This is a genomic window from Streptomyces sp. NPDC006197 (assembly GCF_040613865.1).
Lineage (GTDB): Bacteria > Actinomycetota > Actinomycetes > Streptomycetales > Streptomycetaceae > Streptomyces.
Genome location: NZ_JBEXSZ010000005.1, coordinates 22,355 through 41,135 on the forward strand (window position 1 = coordinate 22,355; position 18,781 = coordinate 41,135).

At 70.8% G+C, this 18,781-nt stretch carries 18 protein-coding genes; 8 read left to right on the forward strand and 10 right to left on the reverse strand.

What is annotated here, in order from left to right; translation table 11 throughout:
* Positions 1–25 precede the first annotated feature (25 nt).
* From ABZ318_RS02405 to ABZ318_RS02415, 3 genes are read right to left on the reverse strand one after another with little or no spacing between them, the layout of a single operon-like run.
* The gene (locus tag ABZ318_RS02405; protein ID WP_356900623.1) at positions 26–1,531 is read right to left on the reverse strand and encodes a glutamine synthetase family protein; all 1,506 of its coding nucleotides are present in this window, start codon (positions 1,529–1,531) and stop codon (positions 26–28) included.
* Between the two features lie 2 nt (positions 1,532–1,533).
* Positions 1,534–1,716, reverse strand: a complete 183-nt coding sequence (locus tag ABZ318_RS02410; RefSeq protein ID WP_356900624.1) for a hypothetical protein — start codon at positions 1,714–1,716, stop codon at positions 1,534–1,536.
* Positions 1,717–1,718: 2 nt separating this feature from the next.
* Positions 1,719–3,134, reverse strand: coding sequence for an amidase family protein (locus ABZ318_RS02415; RefSeq protein WP_356900626.1), 1,416 nt, complete (start codon positions 3,132–3,134; stop codon positions 1,719–1,721).
* 170 nt (positions 3,135–3,304) lie between these two features.
* Between ABZ318_RS02415 and ABZ318_RS02420 the strand changes: the two genes are divergently transcribed.
* Genes ABZ318_RS02420 through rfbC form a run of 3 tightly spaced genes read left to right on the forward strand, consistent with a single transcriptional unit; the run spans position 3,305 to position 5,064 of the window.
* Positions 3,305–3,751, forward strand: a complete 447-nt coding sequence (locus ABZ318_RS02420; protein ID WP_356900627.1) for a carboxymuconolactone decarboxylase family protein — start codon at positions 3,305–3,307, stop codon at positions 3,749–3,751.
* Positions 3,752–3,769: 18 nt separating this feature from the next.
* Complete coding sequence (locus ABZ318_RS02425) at positions 3,770–4,438, forward strand: sulfotransferase family protein (protein ID WP_356900628.1); 669 nt, start codon at positions 3,770–3,772, stop codon at positions 4,436–4,438.
* A 20-nt stretch (positions 4,439–4,458) separates the two neighbouring features.
* Entirely contained in the window at positions 4,459–5,064 is a 606-nt protein-coding gene (gene rfbC, locus ABZ318_RS02430; protein WP_356900629.1) for a dTDP-4-dehydrorhamnose 3,5-epimerase, read from the forward strand.
* 86 nt (positions 5,065–5,150) lie between these two features.
* On the opposite strand, the gene ABZ318_RS02435 is transcribed toward rfbC, so the two are convergent.
* Complete coding sequence (locus ABZ318_RS02435) at positions 5,151–6,149, reverse strand: Gfo/Idh/MocA family oxidoreductase (protein ID WP_356900630.1); 999 nt, start codon at positions 6,147–6,149, stop codon at positions 5,151–5,153.
* Positions 6,150–6,349: 200 nt separating this feature from the next.
* Here ABZ318_RS02435 and rfbA point away from each other — a divergent pair, with 200 nt between their 5' ends.
* Both rfbA and ABZ318_RS02445 read left to right on the forward strand, forming a co-directional pair.
* Entirely contained in the window at positions 6,350–7,219 is an 870-nt protein-coding gene (gene rfbA / locus ABZ318_RS02440) for a glucose-1-phosphate thymidylyltransferase RfbA (protein WP_356900631.1), read from the forward strand.
* A 68-nt stretch (positions 7,220–7,287) separates the two neighbouring features.
* Positions 7,288–8,364, forward strand: a complete 1,077-nt coding sequence (locus ABZ318_RS02445) for a nucleotide disphospho-sugar-binding domain-containing protein (protein ID WP_356900632.1) — start codon at positions 7,288–7,290, stop codon at positions 8,362–8,364.
* Positions 8,365–8,555: 191 nt separating this feature from the next.
* On the opposite strand, the gene ABZ318_RS02450 is transcribed toward ABZ318_RS02445, so the two are convergent.
* Positions 8,556–9,737 carry a nucleotide disphospho-sugar-binding domain-containing protein gene (locus ABZ318_RS02450; protein WP_356900633.1) on the reverse strand — a complete coding sequence of 394 codons (1,182 nt, stop codon included), beginning with the start codon at positions 9,735–9,737 and terminating at the stop codon, positions 8,556–8,558.
* A gap of 242 nt (positions 9,738–9,979) precedes the next feature.
* Between ABZ318_RS02450 and ABZ318_RS02455 the strand changes: the two genes are divergently transcribed.
* The 3 genes from ABZ318_RS02455 (at position 9,980) to ABZ318_RS02465 (ending at position 11,967) form a co-directional block, all read left to right on the forward strand.
* Complete coding sequence (locus tag ABZ318_RS02455; RefSeq protein ID WP_356900634.1) at positions 9,980–10,243, forward strand: hypothetical protein; 264 nt, start codon at positions 9,980–9,982, stop codon at positions 10,241–10,243.
* A gap of 67 nt (positions 10,244–10,310) precedes the next feature.
* On the forward strand, positions 10,311–11,582 hold the full coding sequence (gene purB, locus ABZ318_RS02460) for an adenylosuccinate lyase (RefSeq protein WP_356900635.1): 1,272 nt from the start codon (positions 10,311–10,313) through the stop codon (positions 11,580–11,582).
* A complete protein-coding gene (locus ABZ318_RS02465) occupies positions 11,566–11,967 on the forward strand; it encodes a GNAT family N-acetyltransferase (protein ID WP_356900636.1) in 402 nt (133 codons plus the stop codon). The genes purB and ABZ318_RS02465 overlap by 17 nt, the downstream gene beginning before the upstream one ends.
* Before the next feature lie 69 nt (positions 11,968–12,036).
* Here ABZ318_RS02465 and ABZ318_RS02470 read toward each other — a convergent pair whose 3' ends face one another.
* The 5 genes from ABZ318_RS02470 to ABZ318_RS02490 all read right to left on the reverse strand — a co-directional run bounded on the left by ABZ318_RS02470 (position 12,037) and on the right by ABZ318_RS02490 (position 18,727).
* Positions 12,037–13,977 carry a multicopper oxidase domain-containing protein gene (locus ABZ318_RS02470; protein ID WP_356900638.1) on the reverse strand — a complete coding sequence of 647 codons (1,941 nt, stop codon included), beginning with the start codon at positions 13,975–13,977 and terminating at the stop codon, positions 12,037–12,039.
* 127 nt (positions 13,978–14,104) lie between these two features.
* Positions 14,105–15,892: an ABC transporter ATP-binding protein gene (locus ABZ318_RS02475; RefSeq protein WP_356900639.1), complete on the reverse strand. Its 1,788-nt coding sequence runs from the start codon at positions 15,890–15,892 to the stop codon at positions 14,105–14,107.
* Between the two features lie 20 nt (positions 15,893–15,912).
* The gene (locus ABZ318_RS02480) at positions 15,913–17,136 is read right to left on the reverse strand and encodes a ketosynthase chain-length factor (RefSeq protein WP_356900641.1); all 1,224 of its coding nucleotides are present in this window, start codon (positions 17,134–17,136) and stop codon (positions 15,913–15,915) included.
* Positions 17,133–18,404 (reverse strand): beta-ketoacyl-[acyl-carrier-protein] synthase family protein, encoded by a 1,272-nt coding sequence (locus ABZ318_RS02485; RefSeq protein ID WP_356900642.1) that lies wholly within the window; start codon positions 18,402–18,404, stop codon positions 17,133–17,135. Before ABZ318_RS02485 ends, ABZ318_RS02480 begins: the two co-directional genes overlap by 4 nt.
* Positions 18,401–18,727, reverse strand: a complete 327-nt coding sequence (locus ABZ318_RS02490) for a TcmI family type II polyketide cyclase (protein WP_356900643.1) — start codon at positions 18,725–18,727, stop codon at positions 18,401–18,403. Before ABZ318_RS02490 ends, ABZ318_RS02485 begins: the two co-directional genes overlap by 4 nt.
* Between the last annotated feature and the right edge of the window lie 54 nt (positions 18,728–18,781).

Sequence of the window (18,781 nt, forward strand, 5' to 3'; positions counted from 1 at the left end):
CGGGTGCGGGTGGGGGAACAGCGGTTCAGAAGGCACCGAAGTACTCGCGGTGCTCCCATTCGGTGACGACGCCGGCGAGGGCCTCGGGCGGGGCGGTGGCGGACCAGGCGTCGAACCGGTCGGCCTCGCTCTCCTTCAGCTTGGCCAGGCAGGCCTTGAGCGGGGCGCCGAGCAGCCGCTCGGCGCTCTCGCTGGCGCGGAAGGCGTCGAGCGCCTCGCGCAGCGACCGGGGCAGCTGGGGGCGCGGGGCGAGGGCGGCCGGGAGCCCGGCGAGCAGCCCTTCGAGGCCCGCGTGCAGCTGGGCGGCGATGAGGAGGTACGGGTTGGCGCAGGGCTCCCCGATGCGGTTCTCGACATGGGTGGCGCTGCCGCCGCTGAGCACCCGGACCATGGCGCTGCGGTTCTCGAACTGCCAGTCGACAGTGGTGGGCGCGAGCGTGAACTCGGGCGAGAGCCGCCGGTATCCGTTGACGGTCGGCACGGAGAGCAGACAGAACTCCCGGGCGCGGGAGAGCAGTCCCTCGACATACGCCCGGCCGTCGGCGGAGATGGCGTCCTGGAGGCCGTCGCCCTCGGCGAAGAGGTTCCGCTGCGTCTTGGTGCTGCTGACGGACTGGTGGAGGTGCCAGCCGCTGGCGTCGAAGCTCTCCAGGCGCGGCAGCGTCATGAAGGACGCGTGGTGGCCGAGGCGCCGGCACTCCTGCTTGAGCTGGGTCCGGAGCAGCAGCATCGCGTCGGCGGCGTCGAGCGCCCGCATCGGGTTGAAGGTGGTCTCCAGCTGGCCGGGGCCCGACTCGTGCTCGAAGGAGCGCAGCGGCAGGCCGAGGCGCATCAGCATCGCGGCGAGGGGGTCGGCGATGTCGGCGACGGAGTCGTAGGCGCTGTCGAGGTTGAACTGGTAGCCGGGGTTGACGGCCACCACCTCGGGGGCCGGTCCCTGGACGCCGAAGCCGTTGCCCTCGTTGCCGACGGGGCCGCCGGTCAGCCGGGTCAGGTACCACTCGACCTCCAGGCCGATGACCGGCGACAGGTCGTGGCGGGCGTACTCGGCGAGGACCCGGCGCAGCACGTTGCGCGCGGAGAGGGGGTGCGGGGTGCCGTCGCGGAGGTACTCGTCGCCGAGCACCCAGGCGGTGCGTGCGCCGTTGTCCCGGGGCAGCACCTGGAACGTACGGGGGTCGGGGACGAGCACGAAGTCGCCCGCGCCCAGGAGTTCGCCGACACCGATGCCGGCGTCCGAGAGGAAGTCGACGGCGACGGCGTGGCCGGTGTCGAAGAGGAACGGCCCGGCGCTGAAGTCCATGCCGTTGCGGAGCACCGAGCGGAACACGTCGGCCGGGACCGTCTTGGAGCGGGCGAGCCCGTGCGGGTCGCAGAACGCGACCCGGACGAGGTCGACCTCGGCCAGCTGGAGCTCGACCTGCTCGGCCGCCGCGATCTGGCGTTCGTCCCAGAGCCCGAACTCGGCGACGAAGGAGGGGCGTCCGACGCCGCTGTCCTCGCCGAGCGTGGCCCACGACCTGGAGACCATGTTCACTTTCCTTCCGTGGAGAGGTGGGGGTGTGCCAGGGCGAGGCCGAGGACCGCCTCGAAGAGTCCGGCGGCCGAGAGCGCGAAGTCGGCGTCGCCGGCCCGGCCGCCCGTGCGCTCGGCGGCGTACGAGGGACGTCTGGTGCCGCTCTCTTCGCCGTTCGGGAACCACGACCGGGAGACCATGATCATTTTCCTTCCGTCGGGAAGCCGGGGGGAGTCAGGGAGAGTCCGAGAGCCGACTCGACGAGCTCGGCGGCCTGGAGCACGAGGCCGTCGTCACCGACGCGGCCCACGAGTTGGAGCCCGACCGGCAGCCCGGCCGGCGTGAGGCCGACGGGCAGCGACAGGGCGGGCTGACCGGTGAGGTTGAAGGGGTAGGAGGCGGGCGACCAGGACAGCCAGCGCAGCTCGGCCGGGTCGGCTGCCCACGGCGGGGCGATCGCCTCGGCCGCGAACGGCTCGATCGGCACGGTCGCCATCACCAGGAGGTCGTAGGAGTCCATCACCGCGGCGAGCCGGGCCCGCAGCGCGAGCCGGACGCCCTCGGCGCGCGCCACCGCGGCGGCGCCGAGCGAGCGCCCGTACCGCACGACCGCGAGTCGGCCCTGGTCGCACCAGGCCTCGTCCTCGGGAGCGGTGCCGTGCGCTTCGGCGGCGGCCAGGATGTCCACGAGCGCGTCGTACGGGTCGGGGAACGGCACCTCGACCCGTTCGACCCGGTGGCCGAGCGCGGTGAGGACCGGCAGCACGCCCTCCGTGACGTCACGTACCGGAGCCGACGTACCGGGGAACTCGATCCAGCCGATCCGCAGCGGCCCCGCCGCCCGCCCGGGCACCGAGGGCACCCCGGCCGAGTCCGGGTCGCGAGCGTCGGGACCCGCGAGGACCTCCATGAGCGCGGCGACGTCCGCCACGCTCCGAGCCAGCGGCCCTACATGGGACAGCCGCTCCGGGCACGGCGGGACGTACGGCACGTGCCCGTACGAGGGCTTGAAGCCGACCACACCGCAGAAGGCGGCGGGGATGCGGACCGAGCCGGCGCCGTCGGTGCCGAGCGAGGCGGTGCACAGACCCGCCGCCACGGCCGCCGCCGCCCCGCCGCTGGACCCGCCGGCGGTCCGGTCGAGCGCCCAGGGATTGCGGGTGGGGGAGGAGACCCGGCTGACCGTGCTCGCGCTCCAGCCGTACTCGGACGTGGTCGTCTTGCCCACGACGATCGCGCCCGCCGCGCGCAGCCGCGCAACGGCCGGCGCGTCGTCCGGCTCGCGGCGGTTCGGCAGCAGCGATCCGCGCCGGGTCGCGAGGGACTCGGTCTGGACGAGGTCCTTCACCGACACGGTGACGCCGAGCAGCGGCCGGTCGCGGAAGGCGGCCGGGCCGAGGGCGGCGAGCAGCCGGTCGGCCGCCTCGGCCTCGCGCAGCGCGCGGTCCTCGGCGACCTCGACGTACGCGCCCAGCTCCGGGTCCGTCGCACGGATCGCACCGAGCACGTCGAGGACGTGACCGGTGACCGTGGAGTGACCGTCGAGAAGAAATTTCCGTGTTTCGTGAATGCCGCGGCAGACCGGCTGCCTACTCTTCGTCGTCGTGGACTCTGACACGAGACCACTACAAGTCATCGCCCGAATTACTCGCAACTTACGTATCGCAAGCGGGCGTTACATCTGCCTCCCATCCGCAGTTGAACGGGATTGCTTGCGAATGTGAAAGCGGCCGGAGCAGCATGTTTCCCAGGTAATTCCCCCATACATATCGCACAGGAGAAGACCCGATGACTCCACGGATGGACAACCCTTCCCTGGTCGTTCCCGGTGCCCTGCAGCCCCTGCTCGACCTGTCCGAGGTCATCGGCAAGGTCGGCATCCCGCAGGCGACCCTCGACCTGATCCGCCTGCGCGTGAGCGAGATCAACGGCCGCGACTGGACCCTCGTGGACCGGGCCGGCCTGGCGAACGGTGCCGACGACCGCCTTCCGCTCGTCGCCACCTGGCGCACCGAGACCGTCTTCTCGGACGCCGAGCGCGCCGCCCTCGCCATGGCCGAGGCTGTCACCCTCATGGCGGACCCGCAGGACATGGCCTCCGACGAGGTGTGGGAGGAGTGCGCCAGGTACTTCAACGACGAACAGCTCGGCGCCCTCCTCATGCACGTCGGCCTGGTCAACATGTGGAACCGGGTCAACATCGCCTCCAACCAGGCCCCCGCGGCCTGGCGCTGACGAAGGGGATGCGCACCCGTGAAGCTCATCAACGCCGGTCTGGGCAGAACCGGCACGACCTCGCTGAAGGTGGCCCTGGACCGGCTGGGTCTGGGGCCCTCCTTCCACATGTTCGACATCGTGGGCGACGACGACCGCCTGGAGCAGTGGGAGAGGATCGTCTGCGACGGGGAGGACCCCGACTGGCGGGCGGTGTTCGCCGGATATTCCTCCGCGGTCGACGGTCCCTGCACGGTCTACTACCGGCAGCTCGCTGAGGCCTTTCCCGAGGCCAAGGTGATCGTCACCGTCCGGGACGCCGAGGGCTGGTACCGGAGCACGTACGACACGCTCTACCAGTTCGTCCTGCGCAGCAAGGAGCACCCGCCGGAGCCCGGCTCCCGCCAGGAGCGGCTGCTCCGCGTCGTCAGCACCATGGTCTGGGACGGCATCTTCGAGGGCCGCTTCGAGGACAAGGACCACGCCGTCGCGGCGTACCACCGGCACAACGAGGACGTCGTGCGCGCCCTCGGCGCCGACAACGTCCTCGTCTACGACGTGCGGCAGGGCTGGGAGCCGCTGTGCGCCTTCCTCGGGGTCGACGTCCCCGACGAGGAGTTCCCGCACGCCAACGACTCCGCCGCCATGCGGCAGCGGATCGCCCAGGCGGCCGGCGTCCCGGCGGCCGCCCCGGTCGCGGCCGGCTGAGTCAGCGAGGAGCTAATTCTGTGTTGATCACGGAGATGACCGTCCCGGGCGCCTACCGCGTCGAGCCGGAACCGCTGAGCGACCGGCGGGGATATTTCTTCGAATCGGTACGTGCCAGCGAGATCCTGGCCAAGAGCGGCTGGGACTTCTCGGTCCGCCAGGTCAATTATTCGGTGTCCAAGAAGAACACCCTGCGGGGAATCCACGGCACCAAGGTCCCGCCCGGTCAGGCGAAGTTCGTGACCTGTGTACGGGGCAGCGCGCTCGACATCGCGGTCGACCTCCGGGTCGGTTCCCCGACGTTCGGGCAGTACGACGTCACGTACCAGAGCCCGGAGACGGGTACGGCCGTGTACCTGCCCGACGGCATCGGCCACGCCTTCCTGGCCCTGACCGACGACACCTGCATGAGCTACCTCTGCTCGCAGGAGTACGTGCCCGGCACGATGATCGACGTCGACGCGCTCGACCCGGAGATCGGCCTGCCGTGGGACCTGAAGGAACCGCCGATCCGCTCGGACAAGGACGCAGTGGCGCCCACCCTCGCCGAGGCGGCCGCGATGGGCCTCCTGCCCACGTACGAGCAGTGCCTGCCGCGTCCCTTCGGAGTCCTCCAGAACGGCTGACCTCCGCGGGTGCGCGCACACGAGAACGGCAGCCGGTGTCCGAGGACACCGGCTGCCGTTCTTCGCGTTCCGGCACGAGGCCGGCCTCAGCCGGCGTGGGCGCGGATCCTGGCCATCAGATCGGCCTGCCGCACCAGCTCGCGGTGGTGCGCCGGACGCACCGAGGCGTCCCGGATCGCCGCGTGGAAGGCGCTGAAGACACCGAGGAACTGGTCCGAGGCCGGCACGATGATCCGCGTCTCCCGGTCCCGCTGCTCAAGGCGCAGCACGGGACGGGCGTCGCGCGAGGGCGTAAAGGCCCACTCGAGGGTCAGCCGCCCCTCGCTGCCCCAGAGGTCGTACGTCGAGCGGTAGCTGTGCGAGAGGCCGAAGGAACAGTGCGCGGTCACACCGGAGCCGTTGCGCAGCAGCGCCACACCGGACACGTCCACGCCCAGCTTCGCGTCGAACTCCAGGGCGGCGCCCAGGACTTCGGTCGACTCGCCCAGGTACTCCTGGGCCGCGCGCACCGGATAGCAGCCTACTTCCCACAGGGCGCCGCCGCCGAGCTCCGCCTGGTACTTGATGCTGTTCGGGTCGGTCGGCGGGATGCCGAACGCGCCCTGGAAGGAGCGGAGTTCACCGATCGCGCCCTCGGCGAGCAGGGCCTGTGCCCGGTCGTGCTGAGGGTGCCGGAGGAACGCGAAGTTCTCCATGATGAGCAGCCCGCGCTCCTCGGCGAGCTCGACGAGCGCCCGGGCGGTCCCGGCGCTCGGCACCGCCGGCTTCTCGATGAGGACGTGCTTGCCGGCCTCCAGTGCCCGGCGCGCCCACTCGGCGTGCTCGCTGTTCGGCAGAGGTACGTACACGGCGTCGACGCCCGGCATCTCGAGAAGGGCCTCGTACCCCTCGACGGCCGCGCAGCCCGTGTCGGCGGCGACGGACTCGGCCTTCGCCAGAGAACGGCTCGCGACCGCCACGAGGTCGAACGGAGACCTCCGAATCGCGGGGATCGCCCGGCGCACGGCGATGTCGGCACACCCGATGATGCCGATACCGGCCCTCCGCTCGGATTCCTGGTCGGGTGTCAGATCTTCGATGTTCACAGGTCCACCTAAAGGACAAGAGGAATTCGCATGCCTGAATCGGGATGAGGCCAGAGTGGATAAGTGGCGCTTTGTTTGTCAACACCCGCCGATATCACGGCCGGTACGCCCTCGAACGCGACTTTCGACCGCTCGATCTCCCGCTATAAAGTGCGGGCATCCGCTCACATTGACATGAAATACACGGAGGAGGCGCGACGGTGAAGGGCATCATCCTGGCCGGCGGCAATGGTACGAGGCTCCATCCGATCACGCTGGGTGTCTCGAAGCAGATGCTCCCGGTTTACGACAAGCCGATGATTTATTACCCGCTGTCGGCGCTGATGCTGGCCGGGATCCGCGACATCGAGATCATCACGACCCCCGAGGACAAGGAGATGTTCCGCCGGCTCCTCGGCGACGGCTCCTGGCTCGGCATCAACCTGACCTACGCGGAGCAGGACAAGCCCCGCGGTCTCGCCGACGCCTTCCTGGTCTCCGCCGACCACATCGGCGACGACTCCGTCGCCCTCGTCCTCGGCGACAACATCTTCCACGGCTACGAGTTCGGTCCCATGCTCCAGCGCGCCGGCCAGGACATCAAGGGCTGCGTCCTCTTCGGCTACCCGGTCCGCGACCCCGAGCGCTACGGCGTCGGCACGCTCGACGACCAGGGCCGCCTGATCGCCCTGGAGGAGAAGCCCGCCAAGCCGAAGACGAACATGGCCATCACCGGGCTCTACCTCTATGACAACAAGGTCGTCGACTATGCCCGCGAGCTGAAGCCCTCCGAGCGCGGCGAGCTGGAGATCACCGACCTCAACCGGGTCTACCTGGAGCGCGGCGAGGCCCAGCTCATCCCTCTCGGCCGCGGTTTCGTCTGGCTCGACACCGGGACCCACGACGCCCTCATGGAGGCGGGCGACTACGTCCAGGTCCTGGAGCACCGCCAGGGCGTGCGCATCGCCTGTCTGGAGGAGATCGCCTGGCGCATGGGCTTCATCGACCGCGACGCCTGCTACCGCCTCGGCAGCCGTCTCGTGAACTCGGCCTACGGCCGGTACATCATGGAGATGGCCCAGGCCGGCTGAGTCCGCACACCGCGCCGCACGGCGCGGAACCAAGGCACACACCCACTCACCGGAAGAAGCCCCTCGTCATGAAGATCCTGTTCACCGTCGGCGGGAGCCAGGCGGCCGTCTTCGGCGTCGCCCCGCTCGCCGCCGCCGCCCGGAACGCCGGGCACCAGATCATGCTCGCCGCCGACGAGCCGCTCATGGCCGCCGCGGCCTCCGTCGGACTCCCCGCGGTCTGCATCACCCCCGAACGCATGCGCTACGGCCAGGAGTCCCTGACGGCCACCGCCCGCCTCGACGCCCTCCTGGAGCTCACCGAGACCTGGACCCCGGACCTCGTCGTCGGCGGCCTCTCCCATGTGCCGCGCGTCCTCGCCGCCCGCCTCAAGGTCCCGTACGTCCGGCACATCTGGCACATCGCGCCGATGGCCCGCCGCGACCGCGCCGCCGTCGCCGAACTCCAGCCGGAGCTGGAGCGCCTGGGGCTGACCGAGCTCCCCGAGCCCGACCTCTTCATCGACCTCTGCCCGCCGCCGATCCGGCCCGAGGGCGCCCCCGCCGCCCGCGCGATGCGCTGGGTCCCGCGGGTCAGCCAGCGGCGCGTCGAGCCCTGGATGTACACCCGGCCCGAGGGCCGCCCACGCGTCCTCATCACTGCCGGCACCCGCAACCTCATGCTCGACACCCCCGGCAGCTCGCTGCGGAAGCTGGTCGACGAGCTGACCGGGACGGGCGCCGAGGTGCTCATCGCCGCGCTCCCCGAGGCCGCCGAGCGCTTCGGCGCGGAGCTCGGCGACGTACGCATCGGCTGGATCCCGCTCGACGTGGTCGCCCCCACCTGCGACCTGGCCGTCCACCACGGCGGCGCCACCACCGCGATGACGCTGGTGAACTCGGGCGTGCCGCAGCTGATCATCCCCGACAACGGCTACGGCAAGGCCGTCGCCGAGGCCATCGCCTCCGCCGGGGCGGCCATCGTGGTCGACAAGCACCGCCCGGAGGAGGGCCGCGACCCCGACGAGGTGATCGCCGCCGGTTGCCGGGAGATCCTCGCCGACCCCGCGTACGCGGCGCGGACCCGGGCGCTGGCCGCCGAGGCCGCCACGCTGCCGACGCCCGGTGAGGTCCTCCGCGAGCTGGAAGCCCTCGTCGCTCCCTGACCCCCCCCGCCCCGAAGGCCGGCCGGTTCCCCACCGGCCGGCCTTCGGCGTTCCCGCGCGACCGGTGACCCGGCCCTCGTGCTCGTACCCCCGCCCCCGTACGACACACGGCACACGACAACGCGCATCGCCCCGAGACCGAGGTCTCAGGGCGATGCGCGTTGTCCGGGAGGGCGTGCCCGCCGGGCGTACTAGCGGTGGAGCAGGGCCTCCAGCTTGGGGACGATGTCCTGCGGCGTCGGGAGCGTGGAGATCTCCTTGGCCAGGAACTGCGTCCGCTCGGTGTAGCTCGGCTCCTCCAGGAGCTCACGGCAGGCGGCGGCGATGGTCTCGCCGGGCGCCTTGTCCGGGGCCTGGGCCACCGGCCACAGGGTCTTGCCGGCGCCGAAGTCGCTGATGGCCTTGGCGATGGCCTCGCGGTGGTAGTTCGGCGGGAACTCCGGCGGGTTCTCCGGGATGATCAGCTGCGGCACGCCGTTGGCCATCAGCGTCGTGGCCGTGGTCGCGCCACCGTGGTGGACGGCCAGGTCACAGGTGGCCGCGGCCACGTCCATGGGGATCCAGCCGACGCGGGCGTCGCCCAGGTCCGCGCCGAAGCGCTCGGCCGCACCCGGGGACGCGGCGATCAGGACCTCGGCGTTCTGCTTGTTCAGCTCGCTGACCAGCAGCGGCATGGACCAGCCCGGGTCGCGGAACATCAGGCTGCGGAAGCCCGAGGTGATCAGGACACGGCGACGGCCCTCGGGGCGGGTGTACATCCACCGCTCCAGGCGACGCTGCGGGTTGCTGGGGATCCAGCGCAGCGACTGTGCGTCCGGGTCGTGCGCCGGGCGCAGCGACGGCGGGGTGGAGTCGAGGAGCAGGTCGGGCTTGAGCAGCCCGTCCACGCCCAGGCGCTCCATCTCGGGGCGGAGCTCGGCCTCGGCGCCCGGGTCGATGCCCGTGAGCGGGATGCCCAGGTACTCGATGTGACGGACGTACGGGACCTTGAGGTGGGCGGCGAGCAGCATCGCCGCGTAGCTCTGCGAGCTGCCCACGACCACGTCGGGGGTCCAGTCCTTGGCGAGCTCGAGCAGGGACTCGACGCCGGCGAGGCCCATCCGGGCGAAGCCGCGGCCCTGGCCGAACATCTCCTCGTCCCCGAGCTCACGGGGGAACCGCAGGCCGCGGCCCGGGTTCGTTATCCGCATGAAGTGGCGGATCGGGTCGACGGTGAAGCAGAACGTGGGAAGTCCGATGGCTTCAGCCGTCTCCACCCACGGCTCGTGGGCGGCCAGCATGACCTGGTGCCCCGCGTTCCGCGCGGCCGTCGCCAGAGGGGCGGCGGCGTAGTAGGTGGCCTGGCTGCCTGTGGTGACGAACAGGATTTTCATGGCACTCCGGATGCTTTTCGTGAGTCGCGGCCTGACGCATGTGAGAACAGCTTCGATATTCCACAGCGCGCAGTTTTTCTGTCAATCGCCGTGAATTCGCGGAGCCGTGTTCGAATGAGGATTACGTGCAGTTGAACGCGCTGAACATCGCGCCCGGTTCACCGGCCCTTCCGTCGTGGCAACATGTCGTGCGGCGGAATCAGCCATCAGCACACAGCGGACATCGAAAGACGGTGGCTCTTATGAACAACCTCATCTACAACGCCCGTATGGCTCTCCGGGACATCATGGAAGTCAACATCTTCACGCAGGGCAACGACAAGGTGCACCTGACCGTCTTCCCCGACCTCGTCTGGGAGGGCACCGCGGAGACGCAGACCGACAAGGTCATCCAGGAGGTCCTCGGCCGTCTGCACGACATGGACATGGACATCGTCGGCGGCGACGCCGGCATCCGCACCCTGCTGGACGGCCGTTCCGTGGAGATCGTCCGCAAGGTCGCCTGAGAACCGCTGCCGTGCCGTGGCGCCCGGCGGGGCGCCGGCGGCCCATCCCCGAGGAGGTAGGACGCTTGTGATAGCCCGCTATTCACTGCCCGAGATGGCGGAACTCTGGTCCGACCAGGCCCGCTACACCACCTGGGCCGAGGTGGAGGTCCTGGCCTCCGAGGCGCAGGTGCTGCTCGGCAGGGTTCCCGAGGCCGCCCTCGCGAACATCCGGAGCGCCCGGGTGCCGTCGGCGGCGCGCGTCGCGGAGCTGGAGCGCGAGCGCGACCACGAGATCCTCTCTTTCCTCGCGGCTTTCTGCGAGGACATGCCGGACGACTCCGCCCGCTGGGTGCACCTCGGCATGACGAGCTACGACCTCGTGGACACCGCCCTCGGGCACACCCTCGCCCGCGCCTGCGACGTGCTGACCGGCGCCGCGCGCGGGCTGCGCGCGGCGCTGGTCGAGAAGGCCGTCGCGCACTGGGACACGGCGTGCATCGGCCGCACCCACGGCATGCACGCCGAACCCACCACCTTCGGCCACAAGCTGGCAGGGTTCGCCTTTGCGATCGACCGTTCGGTGCGGAGGCTGGAGGAGGCCCGCGAGCAGGTCGCCGTCGGCACGATCTCCGGCTCCGTCGGCACGTACGCGCTGATCGACCCCTTCGTCGAGAAGCACGTCTGCGAGACCCTCGGCCTCGGTGTGGAGCCGGCGCCGAGCCAGGTCGTGGCCCGTGACCGGCACGCCCAGCTCGTGCAGGCGATCGCCACGCTCGGCGCCTGCGTCGAGCAGATCGCCGTCGAGGTCCGGCTGCTCTCCCGCAGCGAGGTCCGCGAGGTCGAGGAGCCCCGCACGGCCGCGTACCAGGGGTCGAGCGCCATGCCGCACAAGCGGAACCCGACGACCAGCGAGCGGCTCACCGGCCTCGCCCGGCTGCTGCGCGGCTACGCGGGGACGATGCTGGAGAACGTGGCGCTCTGGCACGAGCGTGACCTGTCCCACTCCTCCGTCGAACGGGTCGTCCTGCCGGACGCCTTCACGGTCGCCCACTACCAGGTGACCTCGGCCACCGAACTCATCCGGGACCTCGACGTGCACCCCGACCGGATGCGCGCCGCGATCGACCACACGGGCGGGCTCGCCTACAGCTCGGCGGTCCTCGCCGACCTGCTGGAGAGCGGGCACGAGCGCGAGCGGACCTACCGGATGATCCAGGACGCCGCGAACGGGGAGGACTTCTTCACGCTGCTCAGGACCGAGGGCGTACGGACCGATTCCCTGGGGCCCGAGCGTTTCCTGGTACACCACGACGTCATCTACAAGCGATTGGAGCGCCTTCGTGAGCTGGATCATTGAGCGGGAGAACGGTCCCGACCTCGACCTCGACGAGGTACTGAGGGTCTACCGCGAGTCCGGCCTCGGCGAGCGCCGGCCCATCGACGAGACCGAGCGCATGGCCGCGATGGTCCGCAACGCCAACCTGGTCGTCACGGCCCGGGTCGACGGCGAACTCGTCGGCATCGCCCGCAGCGTCTCGGACTTCGCGTACGTCACGTACCTCTCCGACATCGCCGTGGTCCGCGCCCACCAGCGCTCCGGCATCGGCCGCGAGCTGATCGACGCCACCCGCAAGGAGGCGCCGCAGGCCAAGATCGTGCTGCTGTCGGCGCCGGCCGCGACCGAGTACTACCCGCACATCGGCTTCGCCGCCCACAACTCCGCCTGGGTCCTGAACCCCTGAGCGGTAGACGCGAGTGCCCGCGCCGTCCGTCCCCCGGCGGCGCGGGCACTTCGTGTTTCCGCCGCCCGGTCAGTGGTGGCCGCCGGCGTGCAGATGCGCGGCCGGGCTCACCACCAGCGGGCGCATCATGTGCTGCTCGTGCTCCAACATGTGGCAGTGGTGGACGCCCCGGCCGACGACCGGGAACCGGACGGCGACGCTGACCAGTTCGCCCGGGGTGCCGTTGGGTCCGGGGACGATCTGCCCGGCGGTCCCCACCCGGATGACGTCCTTCTCGCCCGTCTCGTGCGCGTCGAGCGTGGCCGTCGCCTTGAAGGTCACCGGACGGCTCGTGCCCCGGGTCGCCCGGTCGAAGCCGGTCGGGTCGTAGTGCTCGCGCGAGAGCACCTGGAAGTGGCCCAGATGCATGTGCATGGGGTGCGGGGCGCCGGTGAGGTTGAGGTAGTTCCAGATCTCCGTGCTGCCGTGCGCGATGGTGAACGCGCGCCCCTCGTCGTACGCGTACGCCGTCCTGCGCAGTGTCCGCAGCTTCCCCTGGGCGTCCTGGACCTGCACGATGCCGGTCGTCGGGAAGGTGAGGCCGGCCGGGTCGACCTCCTCGCACTCCCACATCTCGGGCACGTTCGAGGAGCCGGGCCCGACGATGAGGACCCAGCGGGGCGCGTGCTCGTGCGGCAGGTCCGCGTGCCCGACCCGCTTGAAGGTGGTCGAGAGGAGGGCCGGCGGGGCGTAGGCGGTGTCCGGCCGGCCGTCGGCGACGCGGAACTGCATCACGTCGGGTTCGAGGAGGTCGTTGTTCCGGTCCGAGGCGCCGGGCGTGATCCCCTGGAGGGTGTTGACCAGCTTCAGTGTCCGGCCGCGGAAGGCGGTGAAGTCGACCAGGACCTCGGCCCGTTCGCCGGGGGAGAGGTTCAGCGCGCCGTCGACCGGGGCCGGCCGGTCGAGGAGCCCCTGGTCGGTGCCGATCACCCGCAGCGCGCCCGGCACGGGTACCCCGTCCGCGAGCAGCATCAGCCGGTACATGCGGGAGTTCGCAGCGTTGACGATCCGGAAGCGGTACCAGCGCGGCTTCACCTCCAGATACGGCCAGACCACCCCGTTGACCAGGGTGTACGGGGCGGCGTGCGCGCGCATCAGCCGCTGCGCGCCGACCATCCCCACCTTGTGCACCGAGCGGCCGACCAGCGCGCCGGAGGCGTCCGTGTCGAAGTTCCGGTCGCTGAGGACGAGCGGCACGTCCTGCCGGCCCTCGGGCAGGCCGAGCGCCGGCTCCTCCTCGGTGCGCGAGGTGAAGAGGCCGACGAGCCCGGCGTAGACGTTGAAGCGGCTCACGTGGTGGGCGTGGTCGTGGTACCAGAGCGTCGTCGCGGCCTGGTTGTTCGGGTACGCGCTGAGCTGGACGTCCCCGGGGCCGATCAGGTTCTCCATCCAGCCGTCGTTACCGCCGCCGGTGAGCATGCCGTGGAGGTGCACCGCGACCCAGGGCGGCAGATCGGCGACGCCCGCGACCTCCTGGCAGCCGTCTGTGCCGGGGTAGTTGGAGAGCGGGTCGGGGGAGGGGCCCTGGGGCTGGCCGAAGTCGACGGCCTTGACGGGGATGTTCCCGGTCAGCCGGTTCTCCCAGGTGATCCGGAGCGGCCGGCCGGCGGTCGCGGCGATCGTCGGACCCGGGTAGACACCCTCGTACGTCCACATCGGCACCGGCGGCAGCTCCGAGTGCAGCGTGACGTCGGCGGTGACCAGGCGCACGGTCAGCTCGTCGTGGTCGCCCCGGTCGCGGGGCCGGAGCACGGGCGGTATCCGCAGCGGGTCCTTGAACTTGGTGAGTTTCAGCTCGGGCGCCGAGGGCTCGGGGCCGCCGGGCGCGGGCGGGGCGGCCGAGGCGGGCGATCTGCTGAGGAGCGGGAAGGCCGCGGCGGCGAGCCCGATGCCGGTGACCGTACCGGCGCGGAGAAGGTCGCGGCGGTCGAACCACTTCACATCCGAATTGCTGTCATATGTAGGTTCCATTCGGCCGACGGTAGGGACCCCCGATCGAGGGAGGCCTGACTTCCGCTCCACCGAAACGGAAGCGACGGTACCGCCGGCGGGAGCGCCGGCGGTACCGTCGTACGGGAGTGGGGAACGGGGGAGCGGATCAGGCAGCGGCGACGGCCGGCTCCTGCGAGTCCCGTTTCACGAGCGTCGCATAGTGCCCGCCCAGGGCAAGCAGCTCCTCGTGCGTGCCCCGCTCCGCGACCCGGCCCCGCTCCAGGACCACGATCTCGTCCGCGTTCCGGACCGTCGAGAGCCGGTGGGCCACCGTGATCGTCGTCCGGCCCGCGCTCGCCGCGTCGATGGCCGCCTGCACGGCCCTCTCCGTCCGCGTGTCCAGCGCGCTCGTGGCCTCGTCGAGGACCAGGACCGGCGGGTCCCGCAGGATCGCGCGGGCGATCGCGAGCCGCTGCTTCTCCCCGCCCGAGAACCGGTAGCCGCGCTCGCCGACCACCGTGCCGTACCCGTCGGGCAGCGACATCAGATAGTCGTGGATGTGCGCGATCCGCGCCGCCGCCACCAGCTCCTCGTCGGTCGCGTCCGGCTTCGCGAAGCGCAGGTTCTCGGCGACCGTGGCATGGAACAGGTACGTCTCCTGGGAGACCACGCCCACCGTCGCCGCCAGCGTCTCGAAGGACAGATCCCGCACGTCGATCCCGTCGATCGTCACGACACCCGACGTCGGGTCGTACAGGCGCGGGATCAGATAGCTCAGCGTCGTCTTGCCCGAACCGGTCTCCCCGACGATCGCCAGACTTCGCCCGGCCGGCACCGTCACGTCCACCTGGTCCAGCGTGGGCCGCTCCGCCCCCGCGTATGCGAAGCCCACCCCGCGCAGACACACCTCACCGCGCACCTCCCCCGGCTCCACCGGGTGCTCCGGCTCGACGACGTCCACCGGCAGGTCCAGGTACTCGAAGATGCGGGCGAACAGCTCCAGCGAGCTCTGGATCTCGATCCCGATCGTCAGGAGCCGCTGCGCCGGACGGAACAGGGCCTGCTGGAGCGTGGTGAAGGCGACGAGCGAGCCGATCGAGACGGCCATGTGCCCGCCGCCCGCCGTCAGCCCCGCCACCCAGTAGATGACCGCCGGCATCGACGCCATGACGACCCAGATCGTCGACTGGTACCAGAGCCCCGACGTGCTCGCCCGCACCTCGATCGCGGTCAGCTTGCGCGACTGCTCCGCGAACGTGTCCGTGAGCGAACGCGCCCGGCCCATCGTGTGGCCCAGCATGATCCCACTGACCGACAGCGACTCCTGCACGTTCGCCGACAGCTCGGCGAACTGCTTCTGCCGGTCCCGGGTGATGACCCGGCGCTCGTCCCCGACGCGCCGGCTCACCCACACGAACCCCGGCAGCATCAGCAGCGAGGCCAGCGTCAGCCGCCAGTCGATCAGCAGCATCGCGGACGTCGTCGCGACGACGATCGTCAGGTCCGCCACCAGCGCGGTCGCGGTCGTCGTCACCGTGACCTGCATCCCGCCGATGTCGTGGGCGATGCGCGACTGCACCTCGCCCGTCCGCGTCCGGGTGAAGAACGCCAGCGACATCCGCTGGAGGTGCGAGTAGACGGCCGTCCGCAGGTCGTGCATGACCGACTGGCCGACCTTCGCCGATGCATGGGTCTGCCACACGTTGAACGAACTCGTCGCGACCGACACCACGATCATGCCGAGCGCGAGGGCCGACAGCAGCCCCGTCCGCCCCTGCGGCAGCGCCGTGTCCATGATCTCCCGGATCAGGAACGGGTTCACGAGGGAGACCAGGGACGAGCCCGCGACCAGGAGCGCCACGAACAGCAGACTCCTCCGGTAGGGGCGGAACAGCCTGACGATGCGACGCTTCTGTACGGGGGGACGAACGCTTGCCGACCCGGTGGTGCCCACCCTGGTCTCCTTCTCTTCGGTCAGTTCCAGTCGACGGAGCGCAGGACGACGGCGGAGTTGAAGCCGCCGTGGCCACGGGCGAGGACGAGCGCCGTGGACACCGGGGTGTCCCGGAGCACGGTGACCAGGTCGAGGTCGTAGTCGGGCGAGAGCGTGACGTTCGCCGTCGGCGGGATCACCCCGTCGCGCATGGCGAGCAGCGCGGTCGCGACGTCCAGCGGCGCCGCGCCCGAACCCAGCCGACCCGTCATCGTCTTCGGCGCGGTGACGGGAACCCCCCGCGGCCCGAAGACCTCGGTGAGCGCCGTCGCCTCGATCCGGTCGAGCTCCGGCACACCGGACGCGTCCGCGAAGACCACGTCGATGTCGCCGGCCTCCAGGCCCGCGTCCGCGAGCGCGATCTCGATCGCCTTCCGCAGCGTCGGCTCACGGCCGCTGTCCGGAGCCGGGTCGAAGGTCGAGCCGTAGCCGCAGATCTCCCCGTACACCTCGGTCACCCCGCGCCGGCGGGCCGCCTCGGCGTCCTCCAGGATCAGCAGCGCGCCGCCCTCGCCGGGCACGTACCCGGAGGCGTCCGCGTCGAAGGGCAGATAGGCGCGGTCGGGCCGCTCCTCCGTGCTCATCTTCCCGGTGGTCAGCTGGGCCACCCAGCCCCACGGGCAGATCGCCGCGTCGACGCCGCCCGACAGGATCAGATCGCTGCCCTTGCGGACCAGACGGCGCGCGTGCGCCAGCGCGTCCAGACCGCCGGCCTGGTCGCTGACGACCACACCGCTGGGGCCGCGCAGCCCGTGCCGGATGGAGATCTGGCCGGTGTTCACCGCGTAGAACCAGGCGAAGGACTGGTACGCGGAGACGTACTGGCTGCCCTTGCTCCACAGGTTCTGCAGCTGGTCCTGACCGAACTCGAAGCCGCCCGAGGAGCTGGCGGTCATCACGCCCATGCCGTACTCGTCGGCCTCCTCCACGCTCACCCCGGCGTCCGCCAGGGCGTGCTCGGCGCCGACGAGCGCGAGCTGCGTCATACGGTCCGTCTGCGGCACGAGCCGGCTCGGCAGGTGCTCCTTGACGACGAAGCCGTCGATCTGGCCGGCGAGCTTCGAGGGGTACTGCTCCGGATCGAAGCGCTCGATGCGGCCGATGCCGCTCTTCGACGCGCGCGTCGCTTCCCAGTACTCCGTCAGGCCGAAACCGTTGGGCGACACGACACCGATGCCGGTCACCACGACCTTGGTGGAGCTCATGCCGTCGTCCTGTCCGGTCGGGCGAGAACCATCGCGCTCTGGAAACCGCCGAATCCGCTGCCGACCGTCAGCACCGTGTCGGTGCGCCAGTCGCGCGCGGTCAGCGGCACGTAGTCGAGATCGCACTCGGGGTCGGGCGTGTGCAGGTTCGCAGTAGGGGGCACCACGTTGTTCTCCATGGCCAGGACGGAGGCGGCGATCTCGATCGAGCCGATCGCGCCGAGCGAGTGGCCGACCATCGACTTGATCGAGCTCACGGGGGTCCGGTAGGCGTGCTCGCCGAGGCTGCGCTTGAAGGCGCTGGTCTCGTGCCGGTCGTTCTGCTTCGTGCCCGAGCCGTGGGCGTTGACGTAGTCCACGGCCTCCGGGGCGAGCCTCGCCTCGTTCAGCGCGGAGGAGATGGCCTCGGCCATCTCCCGGCCGTCGGGGCGCAGCCCGGTCATGTGGAAGGCGTTGCAGCGGCTGGCGTAGCCGGCGATCTCGGCGTAGATGTGGGCGCCGCGCCGGCGGGCCGACTCCAGCTCCTCCAGGACGAACATCGCCGCGCCCTCGCCGAGGACGAATCCGTTGCGGGTCAGGTCGAAGGGCCGGGAGGCGTGCTCGGCGTCGTCGTTGCGCGAGGTCGTGGCCTTGATCGCGTCGAAGCATGCCACCGAGATCGGCGAGATCGGCGCGTCCGAGGCGCCGGTGATCATCACGTCGGCGGAGCCGTCGCGGATCAGCTCGGCCGCGTAGCCGACCGAGTCGATGCCTGACGTACAGCCGGTGGAGACCACCGTCGAGGGCCCCTCGGCGCCGACCGCCCAGGCCACCTCGGCCGCGAACGAGCTGGGCACGAAGTAGTTGTAGAGGTGCGGGACGGCGTACTCGTGGTCGACCAGGTCCAGCCGGCCGCCGTCGCTGACGACCCGGTACTCCTCGTCGAGCCCCATCGTCGCGCCGACGGCGCTGCCGACCGCCACACCGATCCGGTGCGGCGCGTGCGCGCCCACGTCGAGCCCGCTGTCCGCCATCGCCTCGCGCGCCGTGACCAGCGCGAACTGCGCCGCCCTGTCGGTGCGCCGGATCTCTTGCGGGCCGAGCCCGTGCTCCTCCGGGTCGAAGTCGATCTCGGCCGCGACACGGGAGCGGAACGGCGCGGGATCGAAGAGGGTGATCCCCCGCGTCGCCGTTCGGCCCTCGCTCAGCAGGCTCCAGAAGTTCTTGGTCCCGATTCCGCCCGGGGCGGCCACGCCGACCCCGGTGATGACCACACGCCTGCCGGTCACTGAGACTCCCAGTGGTAGAAACGCTTCGCCATCGCGTCCGCGGGGGAGCGCCAGGTCGCCGGGTCGTAGGCCTCGATGAAGGGCTTCAGGTCCTGGCTGATCCGGACGAACCGCGGGTCGGTCTTCGCCTCCTCGATCAGCTCTCCGCCGTTCTCGCCGTCGAAGTCCTGGAGATGGAAGTACAGACCGTTGAACATGAAGAGCTGACGTCGCCGCGTCCCCATGCGGTTCGGCATGTCGGTCTCGTCGAAAGCGCCGAAGAGCCGCGCCACCTCGTCACTCGAGCGGGAGTCCATTCGGGCCACTATCAGATTGCTGTGCATTCGACCGCCTCCTCGGGGGTGTGCTGCGCCTCTATCTCAGTTGCTTGACCAGTG